The sequence below is a fragment of the Pseudomonas sp. TE6288 genome (genome assembly GCF_054062095.1).
Genome location: NZ_JBSSEW010000007.1, coordinates 1 through 26,815, shown reverse-complemented (window position 1 = coordinate 26,815; position 26,815 = coordinate 1). Strand labels below are relative to the sequence as shown.

The 26,815-nt window shown below is 64.4% G+C and carries 27 protein-coding genes and 3 tRNA genes; 8 read left to right on the top strand and 22 right to left on the bottom strand.

Annotated elements, in window-relative coordinates; translation table 11 throughout:
• Window positions 1-92 precede the first annotated feature (92 nt).
• Window positions 93-800 carry an energy-coupling factor ABC transporter permease gene (locus ACVWY1_RS08790; protein ID WP_457378131.1) on the bottom strand — a complete coding sequence of 236 codons (708 nt, stop codon included), beginning with the start codon at window positions 798-800 and terminating at the stop codon, window positions 93-95.
• Window positions 801-886: 86 nt separating this feature from the next.
• Between ACVWY1_RS08790 and ACVWY1_RS08785 the strand changes: the two genes are divergently transcribed.
• From ACVWY1_RS08785 to ACVWY1_RS08770, 4 genes are all read left to right on the top strand, one after another.
• Complete coding sequence (locus ACVWY1_RS08785) at window positions 887-1,318, top strand: hypothetical protein (protein ID WP_198755448.1); 432 nt, start codon at window positions 887-889, stop codon at window positions 1,316-1,318.
• Between the two features lie 55 nt (window positions 1,319-1,373).
• Entirely contained in the window at window positions 1,374-2,003 is a 630-nt protein-coding gene (locus ACVWY1_RS08780; protein WP_038706811.1) for a DUF1780 domain-containing protein, read from the top strand.
• A gap of 132 nt (window positions 2,004-2,135) precedes the next feature.
• On the top strand, window positions 2,136-2,309 hold the full coding sequence (locus ACVWY1_RS08775; RefSeq protein ID WP_023631877.1) for a DUF3094 family protein: 174 nt from the start codon (window positions 2,136-2,138) through the stop codon (window positions 2,307-2,309).
• 84 nt (window positions 2,310-2,393) lie between these two features.
• Complete coding sequence (locus ACVWY1_RS08770) at window positions 2,394-3,689, top strand: NAD(P)/FAD-dependent oxidoreductase (protein WP_102682146.1); 1,296 nt, start codon at window positions 2,394-2,396, stop codon at window positions 3,687-3,689.
• Window positions 3,690-3,813: 124 nt separating this feature from the next.
• On the opposite strand, the gene ACVWY1_RS08765 is transcribed toward ACVWY1_RS08770, so the two are convergent.
• The 7 genes from ACVWY1_RS08765 to rluD form a co-directional block, all read right to left on the bottom strand.
• On the bottom strand, window positions 3,814-4,350 hold the full coding sequence (locus tag ACVWY1_RS08765) for a dihydrofolate reductase family protein (protein WP_457378130.1): 537 nt from the start codon (window positions 4,348-4,350) through the stop codon (window positions 3,814-3,816).
• Window positions 4,351-4,453: 103 nt separating this feature from the next.
• Window positions 4,454-4,529 (bottom strand) — tRNA-Lys (locus ACVWY1_RS08760).
• Window positions 4,530-4,535: 6 nt separating this feature from the next.
• Window positions 4,536-4,612: transfer RNA gene (locus ACVWY1_RS08755), tRNA-Pro, on the bottom strand.
• Window positions 4,613-4,616: 4 nt separating this feature from the next.
• Window positions 4,617-4,692 (bottom strand) — tRNA-Asn (locus tag ACVWY1_RS08750).
• 455 nt (window positions 4,693-5,147) lie between these two features.
• Window positions 5,148-7,712 (bottom strand): ATP-dependent chaperone ClpB, encoded by a 2,565-nt coding sequence (clpB, locus tag ACVWY1_RS08745; RefSeq protein WP_457378129.1) that lies wholly within the window; start codon window positions 7,710-7,712, stop codon window positions 5,148-5,150.
• Between the two features lie 267 nt (window positions 7,713-7,979).
• Window positions 7,980-8,720: a peptidoglycan editing factor PgeF gene (gene pgeF / locus ACVWY1_RS08740; protein WP_111532043.1), complete on the bottom strand. Its 741-nt coding sequence runs from the start codon at window positions 8,718-8,720 to the stop codon at window positions 7,980-7,982.
• A complete protein-coding gene (gene rluD / locus ACVWY1_RS08735; RefSeq protein WP_038706814.1) occupies window positions 8,717-9,679 on the bottom strand; it encodes a 23S rRNA pseudouridine(1911/1915/1917) synthase RluD in 963 nt (320 codons plus the stop codon). The genes pgeF and rluD overlap by 4 nt, the downstream gene beginning before the upstream one ends.
• A gap of 149 nt (window positions 9,680-9,828) precedes the next feature.
• Here rluD and ACVWY1_RS08730 point away from each other — a divergent pair, with 149 nt between their 5' ends.
• Together ACVWY1_RS08730 and ACVWY1_RS08725 are read left to right on the top strand one after the other, a co-directional pair.
• Window positions 9,829-10,848, top strand: a complete 1,020-nt coding sequence (locus ACVWY1_RS08730; protein WP_046854166.1) for an outer membrane protein assembly factor BamD — start codon at window positions 9,829-9,831, stop codon at window positions 10,846-10,848.
• 94 nt (window positions 10,849-10,942) lie between these two features.
• Complete coding sequence (locus ACVWY1_RS08725; RefSeq protein WP_102682150.1) at window positions 10,943-11,173, top strand: PP0621 family protein; 231 nt, start codon at window positions 10,943-10,945, stop codon at window positions 11,171-11,173.
• A gap of 117 nt (window positions 11,174-11,290) precedes the next feature.
• Here ACVWY1_RS08725 and thiO read toward each other — a convergent pair whose 3' ends face one another.
• Genes thiO through pilV form a run of 5 tightly spaced genes read right to left on the bottom strand, consistent with a single transcriptional unit; the run spans window position 11,291 to window position 14,301 of the window.
• The gene (gene thiO / locus ACVWY1_RS08720) at window positions 11,291-12,388 is read right to left on the bottom strand and encodes a glycine oxidase ThiO (protein ID WP_457378128.1); all 1,098 of its coding nucleotides are present in this window, start codon (window positions 12,386-12,388) and stop codon (window positions 11,291-11,293) included.
• Window positions 12,389-12,441: 53 nt separating this feature from the next.
• Entirely contained in the window at window positions 12,442-12,840 is a 399-nt protein-coding gene (locus tag ACVWY1_RS08715) for a type IV pilin protein (protein ID WP_457378127.1), read from the bottom strand.
• 2 nt (window positions 12,841-12,842) lie between these two features.
• The gene (locus tag ACVWY1_RS08710; RefSeq protein ID WP_457378126.1) at window positions 12,843-13,313 is read right to left on the bottom strand and encodes a hypothetical protein; all 471 of its coding nucleotides are present in this window, start codon (window positions 13,311-13,313) and stop codon (window positions 12,843-12,845) included.
• Entirely contained in the window at window positions 13,310-13,945 is a 636-nt protein-coding gene (locus ACVWY1_RS08705; RefSeq protein WP_457378125.1) for a PilW family protein, read from the bottom strand. The genes ACVWY1_RS08710 and ACVWY1_RS08705 overlap by 4 nt, the downstream gene beginning before the upstream one ends.
• Window positions 13,942-14,301, bottom strand: coding sequence for a type IV pilus modification protein PilV (pilV, locus tag ACVWY1_RS08700; protein ID WP_457378124.1), 360 nt, complete (start codon window positions 14,299-14,301; stop codon window positions 13,942-13,944). The genes ACVWY1_RS08705 and pilV overlap by 4 nt, the downstream gene beginning before the upstream one ends.
• A 108-nt stretch (window positions 14,302-14,409) precedes the next feature.
• Between pilV and ACVWY1_RS08695 the strand changes: the two genes are divergently transcribed.
• A complete protein-coding gene (locus ACVWY1_RS08695; RefSeq protein ID WP_457378123.1) occupies window positions 14,410-14,889 on the top strand; it encodes a GspH/FimT family pseudopilin in 480 nt (159 codons plus the stop codon).
• 1 nt (window position 14,890) lies between these two features.
• On the opposite strand, the gene ispH is transcribed toward ACVWY1_RS08695, so the two are convergent.
• The 6 genes from ispH to murJ all read right to left on the bottom strand — a co-directional run bounded on the left by ispH (window position 14,891) and on the right by murJ (window position 22,226).
• Entirely contained in the window at window positions 14,891-15,838 is a 948-nt protein-coding gene (ispH, locus tag ACVWY1_RS08690; protein WP_102682157.1) for a 4-hydroxy-3-methylbut-2-enyl diphosphate reductase, read from the bottom strand.
• A 14-nt stretch (window positions 15,839-15,852) separates the two neighbouring features.
• A complete protein-coding gene (locus ACVWY1_RS08685; protein WP_023629753.1) occupies window positions 15,853-16,290 on the bottom strand; it encodes an FKBP-type peptidyl-prolyl cis-trans isomerase in 438 nt (145 codons plus the stop codon).
• Entirely contained in the window at window positions 16,283-16,798 is a 516-nt protein-coding gene (gene lspA, locus ACVWY1_RS08680) for a signal peptidase II (protein WP_102682158.1), read from the bottom strand. Before lspA ends, ACVWY1_RS08685 begins: the two co-directional genes overlap by 8 nt.
• The gene (gene ileS / locus ACVWY1_RS08675) at window positions 16,791-19,622 is read right to left on the bottom strand and encodes an isoleucine--tRNA ligase (RefSeq protein WP_110700075.1); all 2,832 of its coding nucleotides are present in this window, start codon (window positions 19,620-19,622) and stop codon (window positions 16,791-16,793) included. Before ileS ends, lspA begins: the two co-directional genes overlap by 8 nt.
• Window positions 19,619-20,569 (bottom strand): bifunctional riboflavin kinase/FAD synthetase, encoded by a 951-nt coding sequence (ribF, locus tag ACVWY1_RS08670; protein ID WP_102682160.1) that lies wholly within the window; start codon window positions 20,567-20,569, stop codon window positions 19,619-19,621. The genes ileS and ribF overlap by 4 nt, the downstream gene beginning before the upstream one ends.
• A 118-nt stretch (window positions 20,570-20,687) precedes the next feature.
• Window positions 20,688-22,226, bottom strand: coding sequence for a murein biosynthesis integral membrane protein MurJ (murJ, locus tag ACVWY1_RS08665; RefSeq protein ID WP_457378122.1), 1,539 nt, complete (start codon window positions 22,224-22,226; stop codon window positions 20,688-20,690).
• A 250-nt stretch (window positions 22,227-22,476) separates the two neighbouring features.
• Between murJ and rpsT the strand changes: the two genes are divergently transcribed.
• Entirely contained in the window at window positions 22,477-22,755 is a 279-nt protein-coding gene (gene rpsT, locus ACVWY1_RS08660; protein ID WP_023533220.1) for a 30S ribosomal protein S20, read from the top strand.
• Between the two features lie 223 nt (window positions 22,756-22,978).
• Here the strand turns inward: rpsT and ACVWY1_RS08655 are convergent, their stop codons facing one another.
• From ACVWY1_RS08655 to ACVWY1_RS08645, 3 genes are read right to left on the bottom strand one after another with little or no spacing between them, the layout of a single operon-like run.
• Window positions 22,979-25,279 carry a PqiB family protein gene (locus ACVWY1_RS08655; protein WP_110700077.1) on the bottom strand — a complete coding sequence of 767 codons (2,301 nt, stop codon included), beginning with the start codon at window positions 25,277-25,279 and terminating at the stop codon, window positions 22,979-22,981.
• Window positions 25,272-25,895, bottom strand: coding sequence for a paraquat-inducible protein A (locus ACVWY1_RS08650; RefSeq protein ID WP_198755440.1), 624 nt, complete (start codon window positions 25,893-25,895; stop codon window positions 25,272-25,274). The genes ACVWY1_RS08655 and ACVWY1_RS08650 overlap by 8 nt, the downstream gene beginning before the upstream one ends.
• Entirely contained in the window at window positions 25,882-26,541 is a 660-nt protein-coding gene (locus ACVWY1_RS08645; protein WP_102682164.1) for a paraquat-inducible protein A, read from the bottom strand. Before ACVWY1_RS08645 ends, ACVWY1_RS08650 begins: the two co-directional genes overlap by 14 nt.
• Between the last annotated feature and the right edge of the window lie 274 nt (window positions 26,542-26,815).

The window sequence follows — 26,815 nt, the reverse complement described above, 5'->3', positions numbered from 1 at the left end:
CAAGCCAGCTCCCACAGGGACGGCGCTTGGCTTTAGGTTTACGCGGTCGGTGTGGGAGCCGGCTTGCCGGCGAGAGGCCACTCGATAACGCTTTAGCGCTCTTCATCCTTCCACGGAGCCTGCAAATAGCGGCTGCGGTTGAAGGTCTCCAGCCACTCCGGGCAGAACACCACCAGCGCACTGATCACCGTGCCATTGATGAACGCCTCGGGGAACATCATCAGCCATAGGTAGCCAACAAAGTCGCTTAGCCATTCCGGCATGGCGAAACGCTCGTCCATCCACAGCACCCCCAACCCCGCCGCCAGGCACAGCAACACCGTCAACGCCGCCGGGAAAAACCCGCAACAGAAGATATAAACGAACAGGTTACGCGGCTGGGCGCGCTCGACCAGGATCGCGCACACCTCGGTGACCAGCACCGGCAGGCCGACGATCAGCAGGCCATTGACGCCGATGGCGGCAAGGTCCTGGCGGCCCATCAGCAACAGGCCGAGCTGGGCGAAAAAGCCGCCGAGCACGGCCAATGGCCAGTCCAGCAGCAGGGTGACGGCGGTCATGCCGATGAAGTGGTACGACACCCCGGTATCAAAGTCGCGGCGCACCAGCCAGAGTATGAACAGGCAGAACACCGTGCCGAACAGCAGGTGCTGGCGGCGGGTGTCAGTGAACAGCTCGACCCAGCGGGTGCGGCTGGCGGCCCAGATCAGCAGGGGCACGTAACCTATCCAGCCAAGGGTAAGGCTGGTGCTGGACAAGACTTGTGCGCTGATCACCTGAACAATATCCCTGTCGGCCATGTGGACAAGCCTGAGTCTACACCCATTCTCCCTTTCAGCCGGTTGCTATAGGCTGGCACCTCATTTCGATGCAGGACGCGTCCGCCATGCCTGAAGGACTTAACCTGCCGCTGCTGCTCGGTGCGGCGTTCAGCGCCATCGCCGGCGTGCTACACCTGGCGGTGATCGTCGTTGGTCCACGCTGGTACCGCTTGTTCGGCGCCGGCGAGCGCATGGCCAGGGCGGCGGAGCAAGGGCGCGCCTACCCGGCCCTGGTCACTGCGGCGATCGCGGCGGTGCTGCTCGTCTGGTCGGCCTATGCGTTGTCGGCGGCCGGGCTGATGCGCCCGTTGCCCTTGCTGTTGCCGGTGATCTGCCTGATCACCCTGGTGTACCTGGCGCGGGGCCTGCTGGGGCCGCTGGTGCTGGCCGGCACCGGGCGCAGCCGGCGGTTTATCGCGGTCAGTTCGGCCATTTGCCTGGGCGGCGGGCTGTTGCATCTGCTGGGGGTGGTGCAGCAATGGCTGGTGCTGGGCTGATTCCTACGCACAAACAGCATCTTACCGTCATCAATTAGCGACTAAGCTTGTCCCCATGGATGACTCAGACTACCTCCGCCTGCTTACCATCCAGGCCGAGCAAGCCAATGCGTTCCTGTCCAATGCCCGCAAATGGGAGCGCGAGCGTTGGGTCTGCCAGCGCCTGCTGCAAGGGCTGAACATCCCCTACCGCAGCGAGGACTTCACCCCGGCCGGGCAAGAGCCACCGGACGTGCTGTTCCGCGACGCGGCGTTCGAGGTGTTCTTCGTGCTCGACGAGGGCCGCCGGCTCAACGATGAATGGCGCGAGGAGCTGCAACGGCGGCGCAGCGCCTTCTCCCTGGCCCAGCTGGTGCGCCGCGAGCAGCGGCCCCGGCGCATCAGCGCCCAGGAGCTGCTGGCGCGCCTGGCGCCGACCCTGCGCAAAAAATCGCACAACTACCGCGAGCGCGGGCTGGACCTGAGCGAGCTGGACATCATCGCCTTCGCCAGCCTCAAGCGCGAGGTGCTCGACCTCAACAGCCATTTCCCGCCGCCCACCGAATACCTGCGCCAGGGCTGGCGGTCGCTGTCGCTGGTGGGGCCGACCTTCGCCCGGGTGCTGTTCGCCCACCCGGACGCGCCGGATTTCCTGCGCGGCAACCTGGGGCGCAGCATCGTGTTCGACGTAGGCATCAGTCTTTGATCCAGTGCCGGGTGTCTTTGCGATCACGTACACTCGGCGCCAGGGATAGAAAGCATTATCATTCGACCCATGCGTTTGCGTGAGCGCTGTGGCGTGCACGCAGTCACGAACGTCTATCTGACGAGGCCCACCATGACCAGCCGCCTGAATCCTGAAGATCAGCGTCGCGTCGATGAGTATCTGAGCGCCCCCCAGCATCAAGTCGAGCGCCGGCCCTTCCGGCCGTGGCTGCTCCTGCTGCTGGTGGTGGCCGTGACCATCGGTCTGGGCCTGTTGAGCCGCCTGCTGAGTGGACTGGTGCTATGAGCTGCCTCGCGCTCGCCCGCCCCTCATGCCGGATGCGGCCGGACCTTGTGTCCACGAATTCCGTAAAACTTGTGAGATATCCCCATGACTCATCGCATCGTGATTGTCGGCGGCGGCGCCGGCGGCCTGGAACTGGCGACCCGCCTGGGTAAAAGCCTGGGCAAGCGCAAACAGGCCGAGATCACCCTGGTTGATGCCAACCTGACGCACATCTGGAAGCCACTGCTGCACGAAGTGGCGGCCGGCTCGCTGAACTCCTCGGAAGACGAACTGAACTACGTGGCCCAGGCCAAGTGGAACCACTTCAACTTCCAGATGGGGCGCATGAGCGGCCTGGACCGCGAAAGCAAACTGATCCAGCTGGCCGCGACCCTCGACGACGAGGGCCGTGAGCTGCTGCCTGCGCGCACCATCGGCTACGACACCCTGGTGATCGCCGTGGGCAGCAACACCAACGACTTCGGCACCCTGGGCGCGGCGCAGCACTGCCTGTTCCTCGACAGCCGCAAGCAGGCCGAGCGCTTCCACCAGCAACTGCTCAACCACTACCTGCGTGCCCACGCCGGTGATGTGGCCAGCGAGCAGATCAGCGTGGCCATCGTCGGCGCCGGCGCCACCGGCGTGGAGCTGGCGGCCGAGCTGCACAACGCCGCCCACGAGCTGGCAGCCTATGGCCTGGACAAGATCCAGCCGAAAGACATGCACATCACCCTCATCGAAGCGGGCCCACGGGTGTTGCCGGCGCTGCCGGAGCGCATCAGCGTGCCGGTGCACAAGACCCTGGAAAAACTCGGGGTGACGGTGATGACCAATGCCGCGGTCAGCGAAGTGACCGAGGATGGCCTGAAGACAGCGGCCGGCGAAGTGATCCAGGCCAGCTTGAAGGTCTGGGCGGCGGGCATTCGCGCGCCGGGCTTCCTCAAGGACATCGACGGCCTGGAGACCAACCGCATCAACCAGCTGGTGGTGCGCCCGACCCTGCAGACCACCCTGGACGACAACATCTTCGCCTTCGGCGACTGCGCCGCCTGCCCGCAGCCGGGCACCGACCGCAACGTGCCGCCACGGGCCCAGGCCGCGCACCAGCAGGCCTCGCTGCTGGCCAAGAGCCTCAAGCTGCGCCTGGAGAACAAACCGCTGCCGACCTACGAGTACAAGGACTACGGCTCGCTGGTATCGCTGTCGCGCTTCTCGGCGGTGGGTAACTTGATGGGTAACCTGATGGGCAGCGTGAAGCTGGAGGGCTGGTTGGCGCGGATGTTCTATGTGTCGCTGTATCGCATGCACCAGATGGCGTTGTATGGGACCTTCCGCACCTTGATGCTGATGCTGGGCAGCAAGATTGGGCGCGGGACTGAGCCTCGCCTGAAGCTGCACTGAGGATTCAAGATCCTGGGGCTGCTTTGCAGCCCTTTCGCTGCGGTTCGTCGCCACGACAAGCCAGCTCCCACAAGGATGCGCGCTCCTGTGGGAGCTGGCTTGCCAGCGATGGCCTTGACGCGATTTATCTGACCACGCGATACGTGCTCTGCACGAACCCACTCTCGTAACTGGTCGTCTTCATGTGCTGCAACAGCACATCCTTCGCCAACTCGCCGAACAACGGTATCCCCTGCCCCAGCAGCACGGGAATGTGGGTGATGGTCAGCTCATCCACCAGCCCCTCGCGCAAGAACCCTTGAATCAGCTTGCCGCCATCCAGGTAGAGGCTCTTTGCGCCTGTGGCCTGTAGGTGCTCGAGCAACGCCGGGATCGGCCCCGGATGCAGCTCGACGCGCCCTGACCCCCCCCTGGGCAGTGCCTCGAGCGTACTGCTGACCACCACCACTCGCGTATCAGGGTACGGCCACTCACCAAAGGTCATGACCTTGTCGAAGGTGCCGCGCCCCATTACCAACGTATCGACGCCCGCCATGAAACCGGCATAGCCATGGTCGTCGCTGGACTGAGTCGCCCCCATCAACCAATCGAGGCCGCCGTCTTCGCGGGCGATAAAGCCATCCAGGCTGGAGGCAATGAAAACACTGGCTTTGAGTGGCATGCGCGGGCACTCCTGCGGGCGAAGGCCACAGGGTAGCAAAGGGCGGGGATATAAATCGCGGACAAAAGAAAAAGGGCATCTCATTCGAGATGCCCTTTTTACATGGTGGGTCGTGTAGGATTCGAACCTACGACCAATTGGTTAAAAGCCAACTGCTCTACCAACTGAGCTAACGACCCGGAAAATGGTCGGGGTGAGGGGATTCGAACTCCTGACATCCTGCTCCCAAAGCAGGCGCGCTACCGGACTGCGCTACACCCCGAGATTGGCTCCGCGACCTGGACTCGAACCAGGGACCCAATGATTAACAGTCATTTGCTCTACCGACTGAGCTATCGCGGAACTGAACTTCGGTACATCTTTACTGCTTCGAAGCCTGTGTTAGCTTCGATCTCTTTGGCTATCCGCTTTCGCGTTGTCGCTGCTGAGGCCGGCTATTCTACATTCTTCGTTTTGCTTGTCAACCACTTTTTTTCGTTCAACTTACTGATTTGTAAGTTGTTTTCAGATCGTCGGTGTTGCTGGCGATCTGCTCAGTGCCTGACAGCGGGGCGAATATTAGGGGCACTCTGATTTTTGTGCAAGCACTTTTTTCAAAATTTTCAGCAAGTTAGCTGGGAAGCCGGAAAATCAGGGGTTTGCGCTGCCTGCACTGGCCTTATCGCGGGGCAAGCCCGCTCCCACGCATTGGGTATCTTCTGGCGCAGATCGGCGTGGGAGCGGGCTTGCCCCGCGATAAGGCCGGACAGCACACATAAAAAAGCCCCGCTGACGCGGGGCTCTTCGTTTACTGCGGGTCAGCCAAAGACGATCTCGTCGCCCTCCACCTTCGCGGTAATCGCCGCACCCGGCAGGAACTCGCCCGCCAGGATCAACTGCGCCAGCGGGTTCTCGATCCAGCGCTGGATCGCACGCTTCAATGGCCGTGCGCCATACACCGGGTCGTAACCGACGGCGATCAGCTTATCCAACGCCTCCGGGCTCAGGCTCAGCGACAGCTCGCGCTCGGCCAGGCGACCACGCAGGCGGCCAAGCTGGATCTCGGTGATACCGGCGATCTGCTCGCGGCCCAGCGGTTCGAACACCACCACTTCGTCGATACGGTTGATGAACTCCGGGCGGAAGTGCGCGCCCACCGCGTCCATCACTGCCGCACGCTGCGCTTCGCGGTCACCGGCCAGTTCCTGGATCTGCGCCGAGCCCAGGTTGGAGGTCATCACGATCACGGTGTTGCGGAAGTCCACGGTACGGCCGTGGCTGTCGGTCAGGCGACCATCCTCCAGCACCTGCAGCAGCACGTTGAACACATCCGGGTGGGCTTTCTCCACCTCGTCGAGCAGCACCACCGAGTACGGCTTGCGGCGCACGGCTTCGGTCAGGTAACCGCCCTCTTCATAGCCCACATACCCTGGCGGGGCACCGATCAACCGCGCCACGGAGTGTTTCTCCATGAACTCGGACATGTCGATGCGCACCATGGCCTCTTCGGTGTCGAAGAGGAACTCGGCCAGCGCCTTGCACAGCTCGGTCTTGCCCACCCCGGTGGGCCCAAGGAACAGGAACGAACCACTCGGGCGGTTCGGGTCGGACAGCCCGGCGCGGGAACGGCGCACGGCGTTGGCCACGGCGGTCACCGCCTCGTCCTGGCCGATCACCCGTTCGTGCAGCAGGCTTTCCATCTTCAGCAGCTTCTCGCGCTCGCCTTCGAGCATCTTCGCCACCGGGATGCCGGTCCACTTGGACACCACTTCGGCAATCTCTTCCTCGGTGACCTTGTTGCGCAGCAGCTGGTTGTCGGTCTTGCCGTGCTGGTCGACCATCTGCAGGCTGCGCTCCAGGTCCGGGATCACCCCGTACTGCAGCTCGGCCATGCGGCTGAGGTCGCCCTTGCGGCGCGCGGCTTCCAGTTCCTGGCGGGCCTGCTCGATCTTCTGCTGGATCTGCGCCGAACCTTGCACCTCGGCCTTTTCCGAGGCCCAGATTTCTTCGAGGTCGGAATACTCGCGCTCCAGGCGCTCGATTTCCTCGGTCAGTTTTTCCAGGCGTTTCTTCGCCGCTTCGTCTTCTTCCTTCTTCAGCGCCTGGGATTCCACCTTCAGCTGGATCAGGCGCCGGTCGAGGCGGTCGAGCACCTCCGGCTTGGAGTCGATCTCCATGCGGATGCGGCTGGCGGCTTCGTCGATCAGGTCGATGGCCTTGTCCGGCAGCTGGCGGTCGGTGATGTAGCGGTGGCTGAGCTTGGCCGCGGCAATGATCGCGCCGTCGGTGATGGCCACCTTGTGGTGCACTTCATAGCGCTCTTTCAGGCCGCGCAGGATGGCGATGGTGTCTTCCTCGCTCGGCTCCTCGACCAGCACCTTCTGGAAGCGGCGCTCGAGGGCTGCGTCCTTCTCGATGAATTGGCGGTACTCGTTGAGCGTGGTGGCGCCTACGCAGTGCAGCTCGCCACGGGCCAGGGCCGGCTTGAGCATGTTGCCGGCGTCCATGGCGCCCTCGCCCTTGCCGGCGCCGACCATGGTGTGCAGCTCGTCGATAAACAGGATGATCTGGCCTTCCTGCTTGCTCAGTTCGTTGAGCAGGCCTTTGAGGCGCTCTTCGAACTCGCCGCGGTACTTGGCGCCGGCGATCAGCGCGCCCATGTCCAGCGCCAGCAGGCGCTTGCTCTTGAGGCCATCGGGCACTTCGCCGTTGATGATGCGCTGGGCCAGGCCTTCGGCGATGGCGGTCTTGCCCACACCGGGCTCACCGATCAACACCGGGTTATTCTTGGTACGGCGTTGCAGCACCTGGATGGTGCGGCGGATCTCGTCGTCACGGCCGATTACCGGGTCGAGCTTGCCTTCCTCGGCGCGCTTGGTCAGGTCGACGGTGTACTTGTCCAGGGCCTGGCGCGATTCCTCGGCGTTGGCGTCGTTCACTGCCGCGCCGCCGCGCAGGTTGTTGATGGCGTTTTCCAGGGCCTTCTTGCTCACGCCCTGGCCGAGCAGCAACTTGCCAACCTTGCTGTTCTCGTCCATGGCGGCGAGCAGCACCAGCTCGCTGGAGATGAACTGGTCACCCTTCTGCTGGGCCAGGCGGTCCGCCTGGTTGAGCAGGCGCGCCAGGTCCTGGGACATGTTCACGTCGCCGGTGGGGTTCTGGATTTTCGGCAGCTGGTCGAGCTCCTTGGTCAGCGCCTTGCGCAGGCTGTTGACGTCGAAGCCGACCTGCATCAGCAGCGGCTTGATCGAGCCGCCCTGCTGGTCGATCAGCGCCTGCAGCAGGTGCAGGGGCTCGATGGCCGGGTGGTCCATGCCCACGGCCAGGGATTGGGAATCGGATAACGCGAGTTGCAGCTTGCTGGTCAGTCGGTCTATTCGCATGGGGGATACCTTCCTTTAAAGGGCAGGCGGAGCGATGGACAGCACCTGTAATGATGAACCTGCCTGAGATGACCAATAGATAAGGGTGATTCTGGAAGATTCAAGCGTAGCGGGGTTGACGGAGGTCAGCAGGGTGGTGGTGGGATTGATATTGCCGGGGCTGCTGCGCAGCCCAATCGCCGGCAAGCCGGCTCCCACAGGGGCAGTACAGACTTTGGCATGTGGGAGCTGGCTTGCCAGCGATTGGGCCGCGAAGCGGCCCCAGGCTCAGCGAGGGCTGAGCCACACCAGTGAAGCAAACCGCCCCCCCTGAGGGGTGCGGCGGTAGGAGAAAAAGCGCGGATCACTGACAGTGCAGAACCCACCGCCATACACGGCAGTAACACCGCATGCCGCCAGGCGAATTCGCGCCAGCTGGTAGATATCGGCCATCAGCTTGCCCGGCCGCTCGCCGTCGACGAACGCCACGGCTGCCTCTGGATGCACGGCGGTAAAGGCATCGCGCACCTCCATGCCCACCTCGAACGCCTGCGGTCCGATGGCCGGGCCCAGCCACACCAGCACCTCTTCAGGTGGCAGGGCCAGGCGGTCGAGGGTGGCTTCCAGCACGCCACCGGCCAACCCGCGCCAGCCGGCATGGGCGGCGGCCACGCGGGTGCCGGCGCGGTCGCAGAACAGGGCCGGCAGGCAATCGGCGGTCATCACGGTGCAGGCGATGCCCGGCTGGTCGCTCCAGCTGGCGTCGGCCTCGGCGACCACGGCGGGATCGGCATCGGCCACCACCAGCCCGTGCACCTGCTTGAGCCAGGCGGGCTGGATGGCGAATTCGTCGCTCAGGCGACGACGGTTCTCGGCAACCGCAGCGGGGTCATCGCCCACATGATCGCCAAGATTGAAGGATTCATAGGGCGGCAGGCTGACGCCGCCCTCGCGGGTGGTGACACAGGCGCGTACCGAGGCCGGGGCCGGCCAGTCGGGAATGATCAGCGCCTGCGTCAGGCCACTCATCCGATGAAGCTCTCGCGGTCGTCGTTGAGCAGCGACAGCAGCCAGAGGAAGTCGTCCGGCAGCGGCGAGGCCCATTCCATGCGCTCACCGGTGGTCGGGTGATCCAGGGCCAGGAAGCGGGCGTGCAGGGCCTGGCGCGGGAAGTTCTTCACCGCCTCGACCATGGCCACGCTGGCGGCCGGCGGAATGCGGAAGCGCACGCCGTAGGTCTGGTCGCCGACCAGCGGATAGCCCACATGCGCCATGTGCACACGGATCTGGTGGGTACGGCCGGTCTCCAGCTTGACCCGCACATGGGTGTGTGAGCGGAAGCGCTTGAGCACGCGGTAGTGGCTGACGGCTGGCTTGCCGCCATCGGTGACCGCCATGCGCTGGCGCTCGCCGCCGTGGCGGCCGATCGGGGCGTCGATCTTGCCACCGGCGATCACCACGCCGACCACGATGCACTCGTAGATGCGGCTGACCGAGCGCTTCTGCAGCTGGTCGACCAGATTGGTCTGCGCCTGCAGGGTCTTGGCCACCACCATCAGGCCCGTGGTGTCCTTGTCCAGGCGGTGCACGATACCGGCGCGCGGTACGTTGATGATGTCCGGCACATGGTGCAGCAGGGCATTGAGCAGGGTGCCGTCGGGGTGCCCCGCCGCCGGGTGGACCACCAGCCCGGCCGGCTTGTTGATCACCAGGATCTGGTCATCTTCATAGACGATGTCCAGCTCGATGTCCTGAGCCACCCATTCGCCCTGGGCCTCCTGCTCGGCCTCGAGGGCCAGGATGGAGCCGGTGTGGACGGTGTCGCGCGGCCGCAGCACCGCGCCATCGACGGTCAGGCGGCCATCTTTGATCCACGAGGACAGGCGCGAACGCGAGTACTCGGCGAACAATTGGGCGGCGACCTGGTCGAGGCGTTGGCCGCCCAGTTCGGACGGGACCTCTGCGCTAAGTTGAATGATCTCGGACATGCTCGAATCGACGGGCGTTCAGCCTTTGGTTTCGGCTGCGCGCTTGTGGTTAAATACGGCTTCTTTTGCCCCGGGGTTTGGCCGGGGGCGCTCATCATAACAGGACGGCACCGCCCAAGACAGCGGCCGTCAAAGGGACGCAAGCCGCCATGCAAGTGAAACACCTGCTGCTGATCGCCATCCTCGGGCTCACCGCTGCCTGTTCCTCGAACAAGGAAGTCATTGACGAGAACCTCAGCGAGGCCGAGCTGTACCAGCAGGCGCAGGCCGACCTGGACAACTCCAGCTATACCAGCGCCGTGAACAAGCTCAAGGCCCTGGAGTCGCGCTACCCGTTCGGCCGCTACGCCGACCAGGCCCAGCTCGAGCTGATCTACGCCAACTACAAGAACTCCGAGCCCGAGGCCGCCAAGTCGGCTGCCGAGCGCTTCATCCGCCTGCACCCGCAGCACCCGAACGTCGACTACGCCTACTACCTCAAGGGCCTGACCTCGTTCGACCAGGACCGCGGCCTGCTGGCGCGCTTCCTGCCGCTGGACATGACCAAGCGTGACCCGGGCGCCGCCCGCGACTCGTACAACGAATTCGCCCAGCTGACCAGCCGCTTCCCCAACAGCCGCTACGCCCCGGACGCCAAGCAGCGCATGATCTACCTGCGCAACCTGCTGGCCTCCTACGAAATCCACGTGGCCAACTACTACCTGAGCCGCGAGGCCTATGTGGCCGCCGCCAACCGTGGCCGCTATGTGGTGGAGAACTTCCAGGAAACCCCGTCGGTGGGTGACGGCCTGGCGGTGATGGTCGAGTCGTACCAGCGCATGCACCTGGACGAACTGGCCGCCACCAGCCTCGAGACCCTCAAGCTCAACTACCCGGACCACCCGAGCCTGGTCGATGGCCAGTTCGTCACCAAGGTCGACGAAAACGGCAACCGCTCGTGGCTGTCCAAGGCCACCCTGGGCCTGATCGAGACCAAGACCCCGCTGCCGCCGGGCGAGACCCGCGCCAACCAGGACGTGGTCAAGCAGTTCCAGGACGCCCGCTCCGAGATGCCCGAGGAGCTGCTGCCCAAGGACGAGAACGGCGACCCGATCCTGCCGGAAGGTCCGAAGGAAGCCGAGAAGGACCGCAGCTGGTTCAGCTATATGACCTTCGGTCTGTTCGACTGATACGTCGCATGCAAAGAAAGGGAGGCCCGAGGCCTCCCTTTTTTATTGGCCGCGTCCTAGACTGTCGCCTTCTTCATTCGACAAGCTGGACACCATGGTTCGCCTACTTTTCTGGATCGCCCTGATCGCCGCCGCGTTCTGGCTGTGGCGCAAGTTCAAGACCAGTCAGCAATCGCCTGCCGAACCGCGCCTGCAGGACCCGCTGCAGATGGTGCGTTGCGCCCATTGCGGCGTGCACCTGCCCAATGACCGGGCGTTGCAGTTGGGCAAGGACTGGTATTGCAGCCAGCAGCATCTGGAGCAAGGGCCGGGGCAACCGCGCTGAGCGAGGCTGCCCTGCGGCCTTTCGCCGGCAAGCCGGCTCCCACAAGGTTCGAAGCCAGCGCAGTCGTTGTGGGAGCCGGCTTGCCGGCGAAAGGCCCGCACAGCGGGCCCGACGAACTTAAGCCAAACGCCCTTGCGGCGCATACGGCGCCGGATCGATGATCGGCGCACGCCCCAGCAGCAGGTCGCTGAACAGCTGGCAAGACGCCGGCGCCAGCACCAGCCCGTTGCGGTAATGGCCGCAGTTCAGCCATAGCCCCTCATGCCCCGGCACCGCGCCAATGTAAGGGATGCCTTCCGGCGACCCAGGGCGCAGGCCAGCCCAGTGCCCCACCACCTCGGCATCTGCCAGCGCCGGCAGCAGCTCCACCGCCGAAGCCTTCAGACTCTCAAGTGCATCCGCGGTCGGGGTCTTGTCGTAACCGGCATGCTCCAGGGTGCTGCCGACCAGGATATGCCCGTCGCGACGCGGGATCGCGTAGCGGCCCTTGGCCAGGACCATGCTCGGCAGAAAGTCCTCGGCGCACTTGAACAGGATCATCTGCCCTTTCACCGGTTCCACCGGCAGGCTCAGGCCCAAAGTCTGCAGCAGATCGCCGCTCCAGGCACCGGCACTGAGCACCACCTCGTCGGCAGCCAGCACACCCTGCTCGGTACGTACCCCGGCGACACGCCCGCCTTCATGGACAAAACCGCTGATCTGGCAATGCTCGCGCAGGGTCACGTTGGGCAGCGCCAGCAGCGCCGCCTTGAGCGACTTCACCAGCCGCGGGTTGCGCACGTTGGCCACGCCCGCCATGTACACGGCGCGGTGGAAGCCCGCTCCCAGCACGGGCACCGCGTCATAAGCAGCCGAGATATCCACGGCGCTGAGCGGCCGTTGCTCACGCGCCGCCCAGGCCAGCGCCTCGGCTTCGTCGTCCAGGTCCAGCCAGTACAGCCCGGTGGTGTGGACCTCCGGGTCGATGCCGGTGCTGGCGAACAGACGCTCGCCCAGCTGTGGATAGAAATCCTGCGACCAATGCGCCAGCGCCGTCACCGCCGGGCTATAACGCCAGGGGTACAACGGCGAGACGATGCCGCCACCGGCCCAGGACGACTCACGCCCTACTTCGCCCTGGTCGCACACCACCACCCGGTCGACATCCGCCGCCAGGTTCAACGCCGTCAGCAGGCCGATGACGCCACCGCCGACAATCACTACTTGCTTGCTCATCGTTCGATCCAACACCTGAAGTAATTCCACGGTGCGCGGGCACCTTTTGATCTTCAGCTTCCCCAGCATGTCTGCTCGTCTTCGCTGCCGCCCGGGTTGTCACGCACGCCAGCGTGATCGAGGCGGAAGTCGCCACAGCGGTCGCCTGCCATGAACGTCTCCGTCACACGGCGGGCAAGCAGTGTGAAAGCGTCTTCGTCGCGCTGAGCCTGCAGGCGGTAGTAGCGGCTGCCAGCCGACAATACCGTGACGAGTTGCTCGGTGTCGGCGTAGCCGCCGACATACGCGCGATGCTGTTCCAGGCGCAACGCCGCGTCCTGCAGCAGCCCGACCACCTCGCCGCGCGCGGCACGCCGTTGCTGGTCGCTGTAACTGGGGTAGGCAATGGTTGCCAGCATGCCGATCAGCGCCACGACAATCAATAATTCGATCAGACCAAGGCCCCGCTGCATGATCAGCCCTCCTCCAGGCGCTGCCGCCAGCTGATGCGTCCGATACTGCCCTGCCCGTCCACGGCATAGACCGCTTCCAGGAATTGTCGGCCACGCACCTGGCGGCTCAGCGCCGTGATCCGCACGAGGTCGACCCGCTTGTCTCGCGGCAGGCCGACGGCACGGAGTGTTTGCCCCAGGTGCTGGAGCAGCACGTAGCCACTGTCGGTGGTTCGCCACGGCGCGGCAGGTGATGCCGTCGGCAGCTCAGGCGGCAGGCAGTCAAGACACAACGCAGGCAACCCGCCTTGCAGCAACGCGGCCCCTTCCACCAGGCTGGCTTCGGCTTGTTCGAAGGCCTGCGCCCTGCGCCATTGTTCGCCGACCTGCCGCGCCTGCAGCAAGGCCTCGCGCATGCCCAGAGCGGTCAGCAGGCCAAGCAGCAGGCTGAGGCTCAGGGCCAGCAAGAGCACCACGCCACGCTGGCGAATCATGCGCCAGCCCCAGGATTGCGCACGGCCACGCTCAGTGCATGGCGCTGCTCCAGCCGATGTTCGCGGTCCTGCATGAGCAACTCGATATCGACGCGACCGTCGCCCTGGCGCACCCGCAGGGCCCGGACATTGCCGACCAGGCTGGCATGCTGGGCGTTGCTGGTGAACATCAGGCTGCCATTGCGCACGCGGTAGGTAACCCGGCGCACCGGCAAGGCCAGCAGGGCATCGCCAGGCACATGCTGGCCACGCAGGACCTGCGCCCAACTGCGACAGTCGGTTAGCACGGTCCAGTCCGGCGCACCGAGCAATCCCGGCAGCTCGGCGCCTACCAGCGTGAGGCTGTCAGCGTTGACCTCGATTGGCCTGGCGAAGGCTAGCGCAGCCTGCGGATCGGCGAAGTCCGCCGCCTCCAGGCGCAGGCAGCCGAACATGCCCGCCATGCGGATATCCTCGGCCAGGCGCTGCAGGACCAGGCGCGCATCGTCCTGCAGCCTCGCCACCGCGCCTTGCAGCCGCCAGGCCTGATAGGCCTGGCCGAACAACTGGCCCGCCGCCACCAGCAACAACGCCCCCAGGGCCACGGCCAACAACACTTCGACCAGCCCGGCGCCCGCTTGCCCGCGTTTCATGGCAGTACCTTGCCCTGCAACTGCAAGGCCGGGCGACCCTCTGCCTGGGCCGGCCAGTTCACCTGCAGCTCCAACATGCCGGCGTGGCGCCTGATCCGCCCCTGTGCCGAGGCGCCAAGCACCTGGGTGACCCGCGAGCGCCAGGCACTCTCCTCCCCCGCTTCGAGCGTGCCGCTGGCCCTCACCCGCTCGAGCATGCCCTGGGCCAGTTGCAACGCCTGACCGTCGCGCCGGGCGCTCTCAGCCGCCTGCATGCCACGCACCTGCAAGGCCGCTGCGGCGAACACCCCAAGCGCCAGTACCGTCATCGCCAGCAGCACCTCCAGCAGCGTCATCCCGCCTTCCTTCGCTCGCATCGTCGCCCTCCTGGGATCTTTCCTCGCCGTCTGCCCGAACCGGCTGACTGGCGCCTCGCGTGGCCAGGCCGGAAGCTACAGCGAAGCACTTCCAGGGAGGAAAGCACGGTGAAGCAACAAGGCGTAACACTGCTACAAATGATGTGCGCATTGACGATTGGCAGCCTGCTGACACACCTGGGGGCAACGTCCTACGCCCGGCTCGGCGAAACCCTGCAACTGGCCGCCGTCGCCCGGGAACTGGCGCAGGCACTGCGCGCCGCGCGCAACCAGGCCGCGCTGCAACAGCAGGCGCTGACGGTTCATCCATTGGAAGGTGACTGGGGCAAAGGCTGGCGCGTATCGCAAGAGCACGACGGCCAGATGTTGCGCGAACATCGCCTGGCCAAGCCGGTAAAGGTAGTAGCCAGTTCTGCGCGGGAGGTGCGCTTCAGCAGGCGGGGCGCACCGATAGGGGAAGGCTTTGTCGGCATCACGCTGGACATCTGCCAGCGCAGCGGGCCTGGCAGCCAGCATCAGGTGGTGCTGAGCCCCAGTGGCCGGGTCAGCCTGCGCAGCGACGAGGACCGCCGCTGTGCAGGTGACTAAGTCAGATCAGCGAGCGAACCCGCAGTTCCTTGGGCATCGAGAAGGTGATGTTCTCTTCGCGGCCGTCGAGCTCTTCGGCGCCGGTGGCGCCCCAGGCCTTGAGCTGCTCGATCACGCCACGCACCAGCACCTCGGGCGCCGAGGCACCGGCGGTGATGCCGATGCGCTGGACACCGTCGAACCAGCTGCGTTGCAGGTCCTCGGCACCGTCGATCAGGTAGGCCGGGGTGCTCATGCGCTCGGCCAACTCGCGCAGGCGGTTGGAGTTGGAGCTGTTGGGGCTGCCGACCACCAGCACCACGTCACACTCGTCGGCCAGTTGCTTGACGGCGTCCTGGCGGTTTTGCGTGGCGTAGCAGATGTCGTCCTTGCGCGGGCCACCGATGTTCGGGAAGCGTGCGCGCAGGGCGTCGATCACCCGGCTGGTGTCGTCCATCGACAGCGTGGTCTGGGTGACGAAGGCCAGGTGGTCGGGGTCGTTCACCTGCAGCCTGGCAACATCGTCCTCGTCCTCGACGAGGTAGATGGCACCGCCGTTGCTGGCGTCGTACTGGCCCATGGTGCCTTCGACTTCCGGGTGCCCTTCATGGCCGATGAGAATGGTCTCCCGGCCATCACGGCTGTACTTGGCCACCTCGATATGCACCTTGGTCACCAGCGGGCAGGTGGCATCGAATACCTTCAGGCCACGGCCCGCGGCTTCCTGGCGCACGGCCTGGGAAACGCCATGGGCGCTGAAGATGACGATGACGTCGTCCGGCACCTGGTCCAGCTCTTCGACGAACACCGCGCCACGGTTACGCAGGTCTTCGACCACGAACTTGTTGTGCACCACTTCGTGGCGCACGTAGATCGGCGGGCCGAAGACTTCCAGGGCGCGGTTGACGATCTCGATCGCCCGGTCGACCCCCGCACAGAAGCCGCGCGGGTTGGCGAGTTTGATTTGCATGCTCGGCTCCAGGCTCACACGGCCTTCACGTCGAGGATCTGCACCTCGAAGTTCAGGGTCTTGCCAGCCAGTGGATGGTTGAAATCGATGGTCACCTGGTTATCGTCGAACGCTTTTACCACACCTGGCAGTTCGGTGTTGGCGGCATCGTTGAAGATCACCAGCAGCCCTTCGGACAGCTCCATGCCTTCGAACTGCGAGCGCGGCATCACCTGCACGTTCTGCGGGTTGTGCTGGCCGAAGGCGTTCTCCGGGGCGATGCTCAGCTTGCGCTGGTCACCGGCCTTGAAGCCGAACAAGGCGTTCTCGAAGCCCGGCAGCAGGTTGCCGTCGCCGACCTTGAACGTGGCCGGGGCCTTGTCGAAGGTGCTGTCGACGGTGTCGCCGTTTTCCAGGTGCAGCGCGAAGTGCAGGGTGACTTCGGTGTTCTGGCCGATACGGGTCTCAGTCATGGACGGCTTCCTCGGACTTCTTGCTCTTGAACATATCCAGCGCCAGCATCACCGCGCCCACGGTAATGGCGCTGTCGGCCAGGTTGAAGGCCGGGAAGTAGTGGCGGTTCTGCCAGTGCACCAGGATGAAGTCGACCACATGGCCGAGCACCACGCGGTCGTACAGGTTGCCCAATGCACCGCCCAGCACCAGGGCCAGGGCCACGGCCAGCCAGGTCTCGTTACGCCCCAGACGCTTGAGCCAGACCACCAGCACGGCGCTGACCACCACGGCGATCACGGCGAACAGCCAGCGCTGCCAGCCGGAGCTGTCGGCCAGGAAGCTGAACGCCGCGCCGGTGTTGTAGGCCAGTGTCCAGCTGAAGTAGTCAGGGATGACCACAATCTGCTGGTACAGGCTCAGCGCGCCCTCGAAGTAGACCTTGGTGGCCTGGTCGAGGACCAGCACCACCAGGCTCAGCCAGAGCCAGGCAAGGCGCCCGAAACGCCCCGCGGACGCATTAGGCATAGTGGCGCACCTCGCCCGAACCGCTCAGGTTGTCGACGCAACGGGCGCAGATTTCCGGATGCTCCGGGTGGCTGCCCACATCGGCGCGGAAGTGCCAGCAACGGCCGCATTTGACATGGCCGGACTTGACCACCTTCAGCTTGAGACCTTCCACTTCGGTTGCCACGGCATCGGCCGGGGCCTGGACGAACGGCACCACGCTGGCGGCCGAGGTGATCAGCACGAAGCGCAGCTCGTCGCCGAGCTTGTTCAGGTCGGCGGTCAGGCCCTCTTCGGCGAACAGGGTGACTTCGGCCTGCAGGTTGCCACCGATGACCTTGGCGGTGCGCTGGTTCTCCAGCTCCTTGTTGACCGCCGCCTTGACCGCCATCACGCGGTCCCAGTAGGCGCGGTCCAGCTCGGCGTCGGCCGGCAGTTCCGTCAGGCCCTGGTACCAGGTGTTGAGCATCACCGACTCGTTGCGCTCGCCCGGCAGGTACTGCCAGATCTCGTCGGCGGTGAACGCCAGGATCGGCGCGATCCAGCGCACCAGCGCCTCGCTGATGTGGTACAGCGCGGTCTGGCAGGAGCGGCGGGCGACACTGTTGGCGCCGGTGGTGTACTGGCGGTCCTTGATGATGTCGAGATAGAAGCCACCAAGCTCCTGCACGCAGAAGTTGTGGATCTTCGAGTAGACGTTCCAGAAACGGTACTCGCCATAGTGCTCCTCCAGCTCGCGCTGCAGCAGCAGAGTGCGGTCGACCGCCCAACGGTCCAGGGCCAGCATGTCCTCGGCCGGCAGCAGGTCGCGGGCCGGGTCGAAGCCGGACAGGTTGGAGAGCAGGAAGCGCGCGGTGTTGCGGATGCGGCGGTAGGCGTCGGCGCTGCGCTGCAGGATCTGCTCGGAAACGGCCATCTCACCGGAGTAGTCGGTGGCGGAGACCCACAGGCGCAGGATGTCGGCACCCAGGGTGTTGTTGACCTTTTCCGGCTCGATGGTGTTGCCCAGCGACTTGGACATCTTGCGGCCGTTCTCGTCCACGGTGAAGCCGTGGGTCAGCAGCTCGCGGTACGGCGCGTGGCCGTCGATGGCACAGCCGGTCAGCAAGGAAGAGTGGAACCAGCCGCGGTGCTGGTCGGAGCCTTCCAGGTACAGGTCGGCGCGCGGGCCGGTGGCGTGGCCGATATCGTGGGAGCCGCGCAGCACGTGCCAGTGCGTGGTGCCGGAGTCGAACCAGACGTCAAGGGTGTCGGAAATCTTGTCGTACTGGCCGGCTTCATCGCCCAGCAGTTCGGCGGCATCCAGCTTGAACCAGGCCTCGATGCCTTGCTGCTCGACGCGCTTGGCCACTTCTTCCATCAGCTCGACGGTACGTGGGTGCAGTTCACCGGTCTGCTTGTCCAGGAAGAACGGGATCGGCACGCCCCAGTTGCGCTGACGCGAGATGCACCAGTCCGGACGGTTGGCGATCATCGAGTGCAGGCGCGCCTGGCCCCAGGCCGGAACGAACTTGGTCTCTTCGATGGCCTTGAGCGAGCGCTCGCGCAGGTTGTCGCCGCTGGTGGGCTGCTTGTCCATGCCGACGAACCACTGCGCGGTGGCGCGGTAGATCAGCGGGGTCTTGTGGCGCCAGCAGTGCATGTAGCTGTGGCTGATGGTTTCGGTGTGCATCAACGCGCCAACTTCGCTGAGCTTGTCGACGATGGCCGGGTTGGCCTTCCAGATGAACTGGCCGCCGAAGAACGGCAGCGACTCGACGTACACGCCGTTGCTCTGCACCGGGGTGAGGATGTCGTCGTTGACCATGCCGTAGCGCTTGCAGGTGACGAAGTCATCTTCACCGTAGGCGGGCGAGGAATGCACCACGCCGGTACCGGCGCCCAGCTCGACGTATTCGGCCAGGTAGATCGGCGACAGGCGGTCGTAGAACGGGTGACGGAAGTTGATCAGCTCGAGGGCCGAACCCGGGGCGGTGGCAATGACCGAACCTTCCAGGGCATAGCGTTTCAGGCACGACTCGACCAGCTCTTCGGCCAGCACCAGCAGGCGCTCGCCGGTATCGACCAGCGCGTAGGTGAAGTCCGGGTGGATGTTCAGCGCCTGGTTGGCCGGGATGGTCCACGGGGTGGTGGTCCAGATCACGATGGCGGCGGGCTTGGCCAGCGCGGCCAGGCCGAAGGCAGCGGCCAGCTTGGCCTCGTCGGCGACCGGGAAGGCGACGTCGATGGTCTGGGACTTCTTGTCGGCATACTCGACTTCGGCTTCGGCCAGGGCCGAACCGCAATCGAAGCACCAGTTCACAGGCTTCAGGCCTTTGAACACGAAGCCTTGCTTGACCATCTCGGCCAGGGCGCGGATCTCCCCGGCCTCGTTGGCGAAGTTCATGGTCTTGTACGGATTGTCCCAGTCACCCAGCACGCCCAGGCGGATGAACTCGGTCTTCTGCCCTTCGATCTGCTCGGCTGCGTACTCGCGGCACAGCTCGCGGGTGCGGTCGGCGGACAGGTGCTTGCCATGGGTGACCTCGACCTTGTGTTCGATCGGCAGGCCGTGGCAGTCCCAGCCCGGTACGTACGGGGCGTCGAAGCCCGACAGGGTCTTGGAGCGGACGATCATGTCCTTGAGAATCTTGTTCAGCGCATGACCGATATGGATCTTGCCGTTGGCATAGGGCGGGCCGTCGTGCAGGACGAACTTCGGACGATCCTTGCCAATTTCGCGCAGCTTCTGGTACAGGCCAATGCTGTCCCAGCGCTGCAGGATCTGCGGTTCGCGCTGAGGCAGGCCGGCCTTCATGGGGAAGGCGGTGTCCGGAAGGTTAAGCGTGGCTTTGTAGTCGGTCATTTCAGGCTCTTCGTTAGCGGTTGAGCGTGCCAGTGGGCACGTGCGGCGGCGATGTCCGCGTCGATCGCCGACTTCAGCGCCTCCAGGGAGGCGAAACGCTGCTCTTCACGCAGCTTGTGGTGGAATTCCACCGTCAGGCGCCGGCCATAGAGGTCACCGGCGTAGTCCAGGAGATGAATCTCCAGGTGAGGACGCCCGTCACCGGCAACGGTGGGGCGTACTCCGATATTACCGACACCCGGCCACTGCTGGCCGTCGATTTCGATGCTTGCCAGGTAGACCCCGGACAGCGGCACGCGACGGCGCTTGAGCTGGATGTTGGCGGTAGGGGTGCCGAGCTGGCGGGCCAGCTTCTGGCCATGCAACACGCGGCCGGTAATGCGGTACGGGCGGCCCAGCAGGTGTTCGGCCAGCTCGAAGTTGCCATCGGCCAGGGCCTTGCGCACTTCGGTGCTGCTGACCCGCAGGCCGTCCTGGATGACCGTGTTGGCTGCCTCGACGCTGAAGCCATGGCGCTTGCCGGCTTCGGTGAGGAAGGCGAAATCACCGGCGCGGTCGCAGCCGAAGCGGAAGTCGTCGCCCACTTCGAGGTGGCGCACGCCCAGGCCATCGACCAGCACCGCCTTGACGAACTGCTCGGCACTGAGCTGGCTCAGGCGCTGGTTGAACGACAGGCACAGCACCCGGTCGATGCCCTCGCCGGCCAGCAGCTCGACCTTGTCACGCAGGCGCGCCAGGCGGGCCGGCGCGGTATCCGGGGCAAAATACTCGCGAGGCTGTGGCTCGAAGATCACCACGCAGGTGGGCAGGCCGAGTTCCTGGCCACGTTCGCGCAGGCGCGCGAGGATCGCCTGGTGGCCGCGGTGGACCCCGTCGAAGTTGCCAATGGTGGCGACACAGCCCCGGTGCTCGGGGCGCAGGTTGTGAAGACCTCGAACCAGCTGCATAACGCGCTTCTTGCTCATAAAGTGGCCGATTATAACCACACCCGGGCGCTGGTGACAGGCAGCAGCGCCACCACGGGGTATGGAATGCGAAAAACCGACGCCTGACCCTTTTCGCGCCTCAGTGCAGCGCCTTGCGGGCGAAATGCCGTGGGCGGAAACCACACAGGTACAGGCAACCGAAATAGGTCACCACACCGGCGACGATCAGAGCGCCCAGGCGCACGAAGCGCTCGAGCATGTTGCCCTGCTCCCAGGCCGGCATGTAGTGCATGCCCAGCAACAGCACGCCCGACATCAACGCCACTGCCAGCACCAGCTTGAGCAGGAACATCGCCCAGCCCGGTTGCGGCTGGAACAGTTGCTGGCTGCGCAGCTTCCAGTACAGCAGGCCGGCGTTCAGGCAGGCGCCCAGACTGATCGCCAGGGCCAGCCCGGCATGGGCCAGCGGGCCGACAAGGGCCAGGTTGAGCAACTGCGTGCACACCAGCGTGAACACGGCGATCTTCACCGGTGTGCGGATATTCTGCTGCGCATAGAAGCCAGGTGCCAGCACCTTGACCAGGATGATCGCCATCAGCCCCACCGAATATGCGACCAGCGCCCGCTGGGTCATGGCTGCGTCGAAGGCGGTGAACTTGCCGTACTGGAACAGCGCCACGGTCAGCGGTTCGGCGAGGATGCCCAGGGCCAGGGTGCAGGGCAGCACCAGCAGGAAGCACAGGCGCAGGCCCCAGTCGAGGATCCGTGAATACTCCTCACGGTCCTGGTTGGCGTAGGTCTTGGCCAGGGTCGGCAGCAAGATGGTGCCCAGGGCCACGCCCAGCACGCCGGAGGGCAGCTCCATGAGGCGGTCGGCGTAGTACATCCAGGACACCGAGCCGGCCACCAGGAAGGAGGCGAAGATGGTGTTGATGATCAGCGAGATCTGGCTCACCGATACCCCAAGGATCGCCGGCAGCATCTGCTTGAGCACGCGCCACACGCCGGTATCGCGCAGGTTCAGGCGCGGCAGCACGAGCATGCCGATCTTCTTCAGCGCCGGCAGCTGGTACAGCAGTTGCGCCAGGCCACCGGCCAGCACGCCCCAGGCCAGGGCCATGATCGGTGGGTCGAAGTAGGGGGTGAGCAGCACGGCGAAGGCAATCATCGCCACGTTGAGCAGCGTGGGGGTGAACGCCGGCACGCTGAAGCGGTTCCAGGTGTTGAGGATCGCACCGACCAGCGACGACAGCGAGATCAGCAATATATAAGGAAAGGTCACCCGCAGCAGCGCGGTGGTCAGCTCGTACTTCTCGGTGCTGTCGACAAACCCCGGTGCCGTGACCCAGACCACCCAGGGCGCGGCGAGGATGCCGATGGCGGTGACCAGCGCCAGGATCAGGGTCAGCAGGCCACTGACATAGGCGATGAAGGTACGGGTGGCCTCCTCGCCCTGCTGGGTCTTGTACTCGGCAAGGATCGGCACGAAGGCCTGGGAGAACGCGCCTTCGGCGAAGATCCGCCGCAGCAGGTTGGGCAATTTGAAGGCGATGAAGAAGGCATCGGTAGCGATGCCGGCGCCGAACACCCGCGCCAGGATGGTATCGCGCACGAAGCCGAGCACCCGGGAAATCATGGTGATGGAGCTGACCGCGGCCAGGGATTTGAGCAGGTTCATCGAAAAGTTTCACGCCAGGGGCAGAGGACGCTGCCAGACAGCGTCCGAATGTGCGATACTCCCGCGCCTTCGCAGGGGAGCCAAAAATTCCCGAGTTTACAGGTCGTGCGACAGAAAGGAATATTTCCCTCCTGTTGGCTCACCACTCGGCGGAACCTTGCAGGTGGCCTTGACATCCGATCGACTCATCGGCATGATTCGCGGCCTATTTTGTTTGCTATTTACCTAAAGTCTTTCGAGGAGCTCGACGGTGGCCAACTCACCTTCCGCCAAGAAACGTGCAAAACAGGCTGAGAAGCGTCGCAGCCACAACGCCAGCCTGCGTTCCATGGTCCGTACCTACATCAAGAATGTAGTCAAGGCCATCGACGCAAAAGACGCCGAAAAAGCGCAAGCCGCTTACGTTCTGGCTGTACCTGTAATCGACCGTATGGCCGACAAGGGTATCATCCACAAGAACAAAGCTGCTCGCCACAAAGGCCGTCTGAATGGCCACATCAAGGCACTGAAAGAAGCTGCAGCTGCCTAAGCGACGTTCTTGTCGAAAAAACCGACCCTAGGGTCGGTTTTTTTATGCCTGTGATTTTCTCGTTACTCGCCAAAACTGCATTAGCGTCGGTGCCTTCGAGGCTACCGGCAAGCCGGCTGCCACTGAATAACGAATGGCCCGAGGCCAATGCGGTCGGCGTGGGAGCCGGCTTGTCGTGACGAAGAACCGCGGCGAAAGGGCCGCATAGCGGCCCATCCCATCATTACTTGCCGATCTGGATCTTCGGCGCCCACTGCATCCACTCATCCTCCGGCTTGTCGAACAGCGCAAAGGTCTGCTGCGGTCGCGCCGGGTTGCCCATCTGCTCGCCATCGGGCGTGGCGAAGGCAATCCCACCCTCGATCAAGGTCTCCACCGACTCGGTACGTACCGTGGCGCCCTTGAACAGGCCCCAGTCGAAGCCGAACCCACTGCTGTTCCAGAAGCGGCTGCCGCCACGCACCAGTCCGGCGTAGCGAGGCTCGATAAGGATGTGGATAAGTACCCGGTCGGCGGTCTGACCCAGTTCGAAGCCGGTGACCTTGCCCACTGCGATCTCACGGTAGGTGACCGGCACGCCCGGCTTGATCGAGCCACGACGCGCCGCGCTCAAGGTCAGCGGCAGGCCGACCTCCTCGCCTTTCACCTCGGGGGCATCGCCCAGGGCGATGAAGTCACGCTGCGGCCCCTTATCCTTGAGCGCTGGCAGCACCTCCAGGTATTGGCCGCCGATCAGCGTGTCGAGATTCTGGGTACGCACCAGCCCCAAGGCAGGCTTGACCACCCAGAACTGCGTACCCACGCGGGCGATACGCTCGGCCGCCTGAGTAATCCGCGCACGGAGCAGAACCGCCTGCAGGTCGCCAGTCAGGTCGACGCTCTCTACGCTGCCCACGTCCAACCCGCGGAAGCGGATCGGCGTGCCCGGCTTGAGGCCATCGGCGCGGTCCACGCGAATGGTGATCAGGGTACCGGCACGGTTGGCCGCGTCCTGGCTTTCATGCAGGCGGAAACGTGGGATATGCCGTTTGAGCGGTACATCCGGTTTCGGCGTGTCGAAGGCGATACCGCCGGCCATGAGCGTCTGCAGCGACTCGCTCTTGACCTGGATACCCGACAGGCCACCGGTCAGGGTGATGCCACTGGCATTCCAGAAGCGCGTGGAACCGTTGACCAGGTTGGCGTATTCCTTCTCGATGTGCACGCCAATCAGGATGCGCTTGCTGTTGCGAGCGAACTGGTAGCTCTGCACGCTGCCCACGCGCACCTGGCGGTACATCACCGGGCTGCCCACTTCCAGCGAGCCCAGGGTGTCAGCGAACAGCACCATGTGCAGGCCGGGCGCCTTCAGGTCCAATGGTGGCGCCTTGGCACGCGCCTCGAACTCGCGCAGGGGCTTGGCGCCCGGCTCGCCCGGGCGCACCGCAATGTAGTTACCCTTCACCAATGCCTCGAGGCCGGTGATACCGGCAAGCGAGATCGACGGCTTGACCACCCAGAACTGCGTGCCTTCGACCAGGTAGTCCTCGGCCAGTGGGTCGAGGGTCAGCTCGGCCGTTGCACTGGCAAGGTCATTTTCGACCTTGAGATCCTTGAGCGTGCCCACCTGGATGCCCTTGTACAGCACCGGTGTACGCCCCTTCTGCAAACCTTCGAAGTCACTGAGCTTGACCTTGACGCGGATGCCGGCCTGGGCTGCGTCGAAGTCCTCGTACAAGCGGAACGGCAGGCTTGGATCGGTGGGCGGGCTGTCCTTGCGGTTCTCCGGCGTTGCAAAGGCGATGCCCCCGGCCACGATGCTCGACAGCGATTCAGTGCGCACCTTGACCCCGGACAGGTCGGCATCGATGCTGACCCCGCTGGCGTTCCAGAAACGTGTGTGCTTGCGCACCAGGCTGGCATAGGCTGGCGCGATGAACACCTTGATCTCTACCGTGCCCTGATCTTCAGACAGCCGATAGCTCTTCACCCGACCTACCTGGATCTGTTTGTAGAAGATCGGACTGTCGCGGTTGAGCGAGCCCAGTCGCTCGGCCTTGAGGGTCAGGTGCAAGCCCGGCTCGGCATCGGACAGTGGCGGAGCTTCCTTGAGCGCGGTGAAGCGCTTGGTAGGCTCCCCCTCCCCGGGATCGACGGCAATGTAGTTACCTGAAACCAGTGTCTCCAGGCCCGAGATACCTGCCAGGCTGACGCTCGGCTTGACCAGCCAGAAGCGCGTGCCCTTGGTCAGGTGCGGGCCTGCCTCCTTGCGCATCTCGACGGTGGCGACGACGCCACGGCTGTCCCCTTTGTCATCCAGCACCAGGGCGACCACCTTGCCCACCGACATGCCTTTATAGATGACCTCGGTCTTGTTGGCGACGATGCCCTCGCCACTCTCGAAGCGCACCTGTATCTCGATGCCGGCATCCTTGTAGGCTTGCCAGGCCAGCCAGCCGCCGATCGCCAAGGCAATCAGCGGCAGGATCCAGATGGCCGACCAGTTCGAAGCTGGGCGGGTTTTAGCCGTAGGCAAGTCACTCATGGTCGTCATCCGACTCCGTGTTGTCCCAGATCAGTCGGGGATCGAAAGTTAAAGCGGCGAGCATCGTCAGGATCACCACAGTGGCGAAGGCGACAGCGCCCAGGTTGGCTTCGACACTGGCGATGCGGCCGAAATTCACCACGGCCACGAGAATGGCGATGACGAAGATGTCCAGCATCGACCAGCGGCCGATGAATTCGATGAAGCGGTACATCAGGATGCGCTGCCGTGCGGACAGGGGCTGGTGGCGTTGCACCGAATAGAGCAGCAGGGCGATACCCACCAGCTTGAAGGTGGGCACCAGGATGCTTGCGATGAACACCACGGCGGCGATCGGCAACATGCCGTGCTTCATCAGGGTGATGACGCCAGACATGATGGTGTCCGGGCTGCCCTGCCCCAGGGCACTGACGGTCATGATCGGCAGCACGTTGGCCGGGATATAGAGAATCATCGCCGTGACCAGCAGCGCCCAGGTACGCACGATACTGTTGGGCCGCCGAGCGTGCACCACCGCACCGCAGCGGGTGCAGGCCTGCGAGTTGCTGCCAGGCTCATGGCGGTTCAGCTCATGGCATTCATTACAGACCAGGATGCCTGCATCAATCGCCCGCATGGACATCCTCCCCCGACAAGGCCACCCAGATCTGGTGCGGCGACATGACCACCTCGAGCCAGACCTGCACCAGCAGCAGACTGATGAAGCAGAACAGGCCCAGGCCGATGCTCAGCTCGGCCAGGTCGACCAGCTTGACGATGGCCACCAGCACGCCCATGAAGTAGACCTCGAGCATCCCCCACTCACGCAGGTGGTGGTAGATACGATAGATCAGCAGGCCATAGCTGCGACCGAAGTCAAAACGGATGCTCAACAGCACCGCCAGCTGGCACAGCAGCTTCAGCAGCGGGATGGCCATGCTGCACAGGAACACCACCACGGCGATACCGCGCATCTCTGAGTTGTACAGGCCGAGCACGCCACTCCAGACCGTATCGTCGGAGGTCTGACCGAGCAGGTGCAATTGCATGATCGGCAGGAAGTTGGCCGGCACGTACAACAGCAGCGCCGTCAGCACCAGGGCGAGGCTTCGGTTGACCAGGTTGTGGCGATGGGCATAGAGCTCATAGCCGCAGCGTGGGCACAGGGCCTTCTCGTCATGCTGCAGGGTTGGCTTGCGCATCAGCAGGTCGCACTCGTGGCAGGCCACCAGTTCATCCAGCCGCAGCTGCGCGAGCGCTTCGGGTTCGACAGGGTTAGGCATAAAGGGGTTCTGAATGGATGCGTCGGCTCTATTCTAGTGTTCCGACTCGAATTGTGGGAGATGGCCATATGAGGAACTGTATCGGTGTTCGAGTCACACTTTCCATGAGCGTGGCCCCCGGGGCGCCGCTGACGCGGCGCATCGCCGGCGAGCCGGCTCCTACAGTGTTTTCCAGGCACAAAGACAAAACCCCTACCTGCTCGCGCAGATAGGGGTTTTGCGAAATGAATCTTGACGATGACCTACTCTCACATGGGGAAACCCCACACTACCA

Coding starts and splice junctions, on each gene's coding strand:
- ACVWY1_RS08785 (WP_198755448.1), top strand. CDS start 887: ATGCCTGAAGGACTTAACCTGCCGCTGCTGCTCGGTGCGGCGTTCAGC.
- rluD (WP_038706814.1), bottom strand. CDS start 9,679: ATGTCCGAGATCATTCAACTTAGCGCAGAGGTCCCGTCCGAACTGGGC.
- ACVWY1_RS08780 (WP_038706811.1), top strand. CDS start 1,374: ATGGATGACTCAGACTACCTCCGCCTGCTTACCATCCAGGCCGAGCAA.
- ACVWY1_RS08775 (WP_023631877.1), top strand. CDS start 2,136: ATGACCAGCCGCCTGAATCCTGAAGATCAGCGTCGCGTCGATGAGTAT.
- ACVWY1_RS08705 (WP_457378125.1), bottom strand. CDS start 13,945: ATGAAACGCGGGCAAGCGGGCGCCGGGCTGGTCGAAGTGTTGTTGGCC.
- clpB (WP_457378129.1), bottom strand. CDS start 7,712: ATGCGAATAGACCGACTGACCAGCAAGCTGCAACTCGCGTTATCCGAT.
- ACVWY1_RS08725 (WP_102682150.1), top strand. CDS start 10,943: ATGGTTCGCCTACTTTTCTGGATCGCCCTGATCGCCGCCGCGTTCTGG.
- ACVWY1_RS08655 (WP_110700077.1), bottom strand. CDS start 25,279: ATGAGTGACTTGCCTACGGCTAAAACCCGCCCAGCTTCGAACTGGTCG.
- lspA (WP_102682158.1), bottom strand. CDS start 16,798: ATGCCTAATGCGTCCGCGGGGCGTTTCGGGCGCCTTGCCTGGCTCTGG.
- ACVWY1_RS08710 (WP_457378126.1), bottom strand. CDS start 13,313: ATGATTCGCCAGCGTGGCGTGGTGCTCTTGCTGGCCCTGAGCCTCAGC.
- ACVWY1_RS08650 (WP_198755440.1), bottom strand. CDS start 25,895: ATGCGGGCGATTGATGCAGGCATCCTGGTCTGTAATGAATGCCATGAG.
- pilV (WP_457378124.1), bottom strand. CDS start 14,301: ATGCGAGCGAAGGAAGGCGGGATGACGCTGCTGGAGGTGCTGCTGGCG.
- ACVWY1_RS08765 (WP_457378130.1), bottom strand. CDS start 4,350: ATGCCACTCAAAGCCAGTGTTTTCATTGCCTCCAGCCTGGATGGCTTT.
- ACVWY1_RS08645 (WP_102682164.1), bottom strand. CDS start 26,541: ATGCCTAACCCTGTCGAACCCGAAGCGCTCGCGCAGCTGCGGCTGGAT.
- ribF (WP_102682160.1), bottom strand. CDS start 20,569: ATGCAGCTGGTTCGAGGTCTTCACAACCTGCGCCCCGAGCACCGGGGC.
- ACVWY1_RS08790 (WP_457378131.1), bottom strand. CDS start 800: ATGGCCGACAGGGATATTGTTCAGGTGATCAGCGCACAAGTCTTGTCC.
- pgeF (WP_111532043.1), bottom strand. CDS start 8,720: ATGAGTGGCCTGACGCAGGCGCTGATCATTCCCGACTGGCCGGCCCCG.
- ACVWY1_RS08685 (WP_023629753.1), bottom strand. CDS start 16,290: ATGACTGAGACCCGTATCGGCCAGAACACCGAAGTCACCCTGCACTTC.
- ileS (WP_110700075.1), bottom strand. CDS start 19,622: ATGACCGACTACAAAGCCACGCTTAACCTTCCGGACACCGCCTTCCCC.
- thiO (WP_457378128.1), bottom strand. CDS start 12,388: ATGAGCAAGCAAGTAGTGATTGTCGGCGGTGGCGTCATCGGCCTGCTG.
- ACVWY1_RS08730 (WP_046854166.1), top strand. CDS start 9,829: ATGCAAGTGAAACACCTGCTGCTGATCGCCATCCTCGGGCTCACCGCT.
- murJ (WP_457378122.1), bottom strand. CDS start 22,226: ATGAACCTGCTCAAATCCCTGGCCGCGGTCAGCTCCATCACCATGATT.
- ispH (WP_102682157.1), bottom strand. CDS start 15,838: ATGCAAATCAAACTCGCCAACCCGCGCGGCTTCTGTGCGGGGGTCGAC.
- ACVWY1_RS08770 (WP_102682146.1), top strand. CDS start 2,394: ATGACTCATCGCATCGTGATTGTCGGCGGCGGCGCCGGCGGCCTGGAA.
- ACVWY1_RS08715 (WP_457378127.1), bottom strand. CDS start 12,840: ATGCAGCGGGGCCTTGGTCTGATCGAATTATTGATTGTCGTGGCGCTG.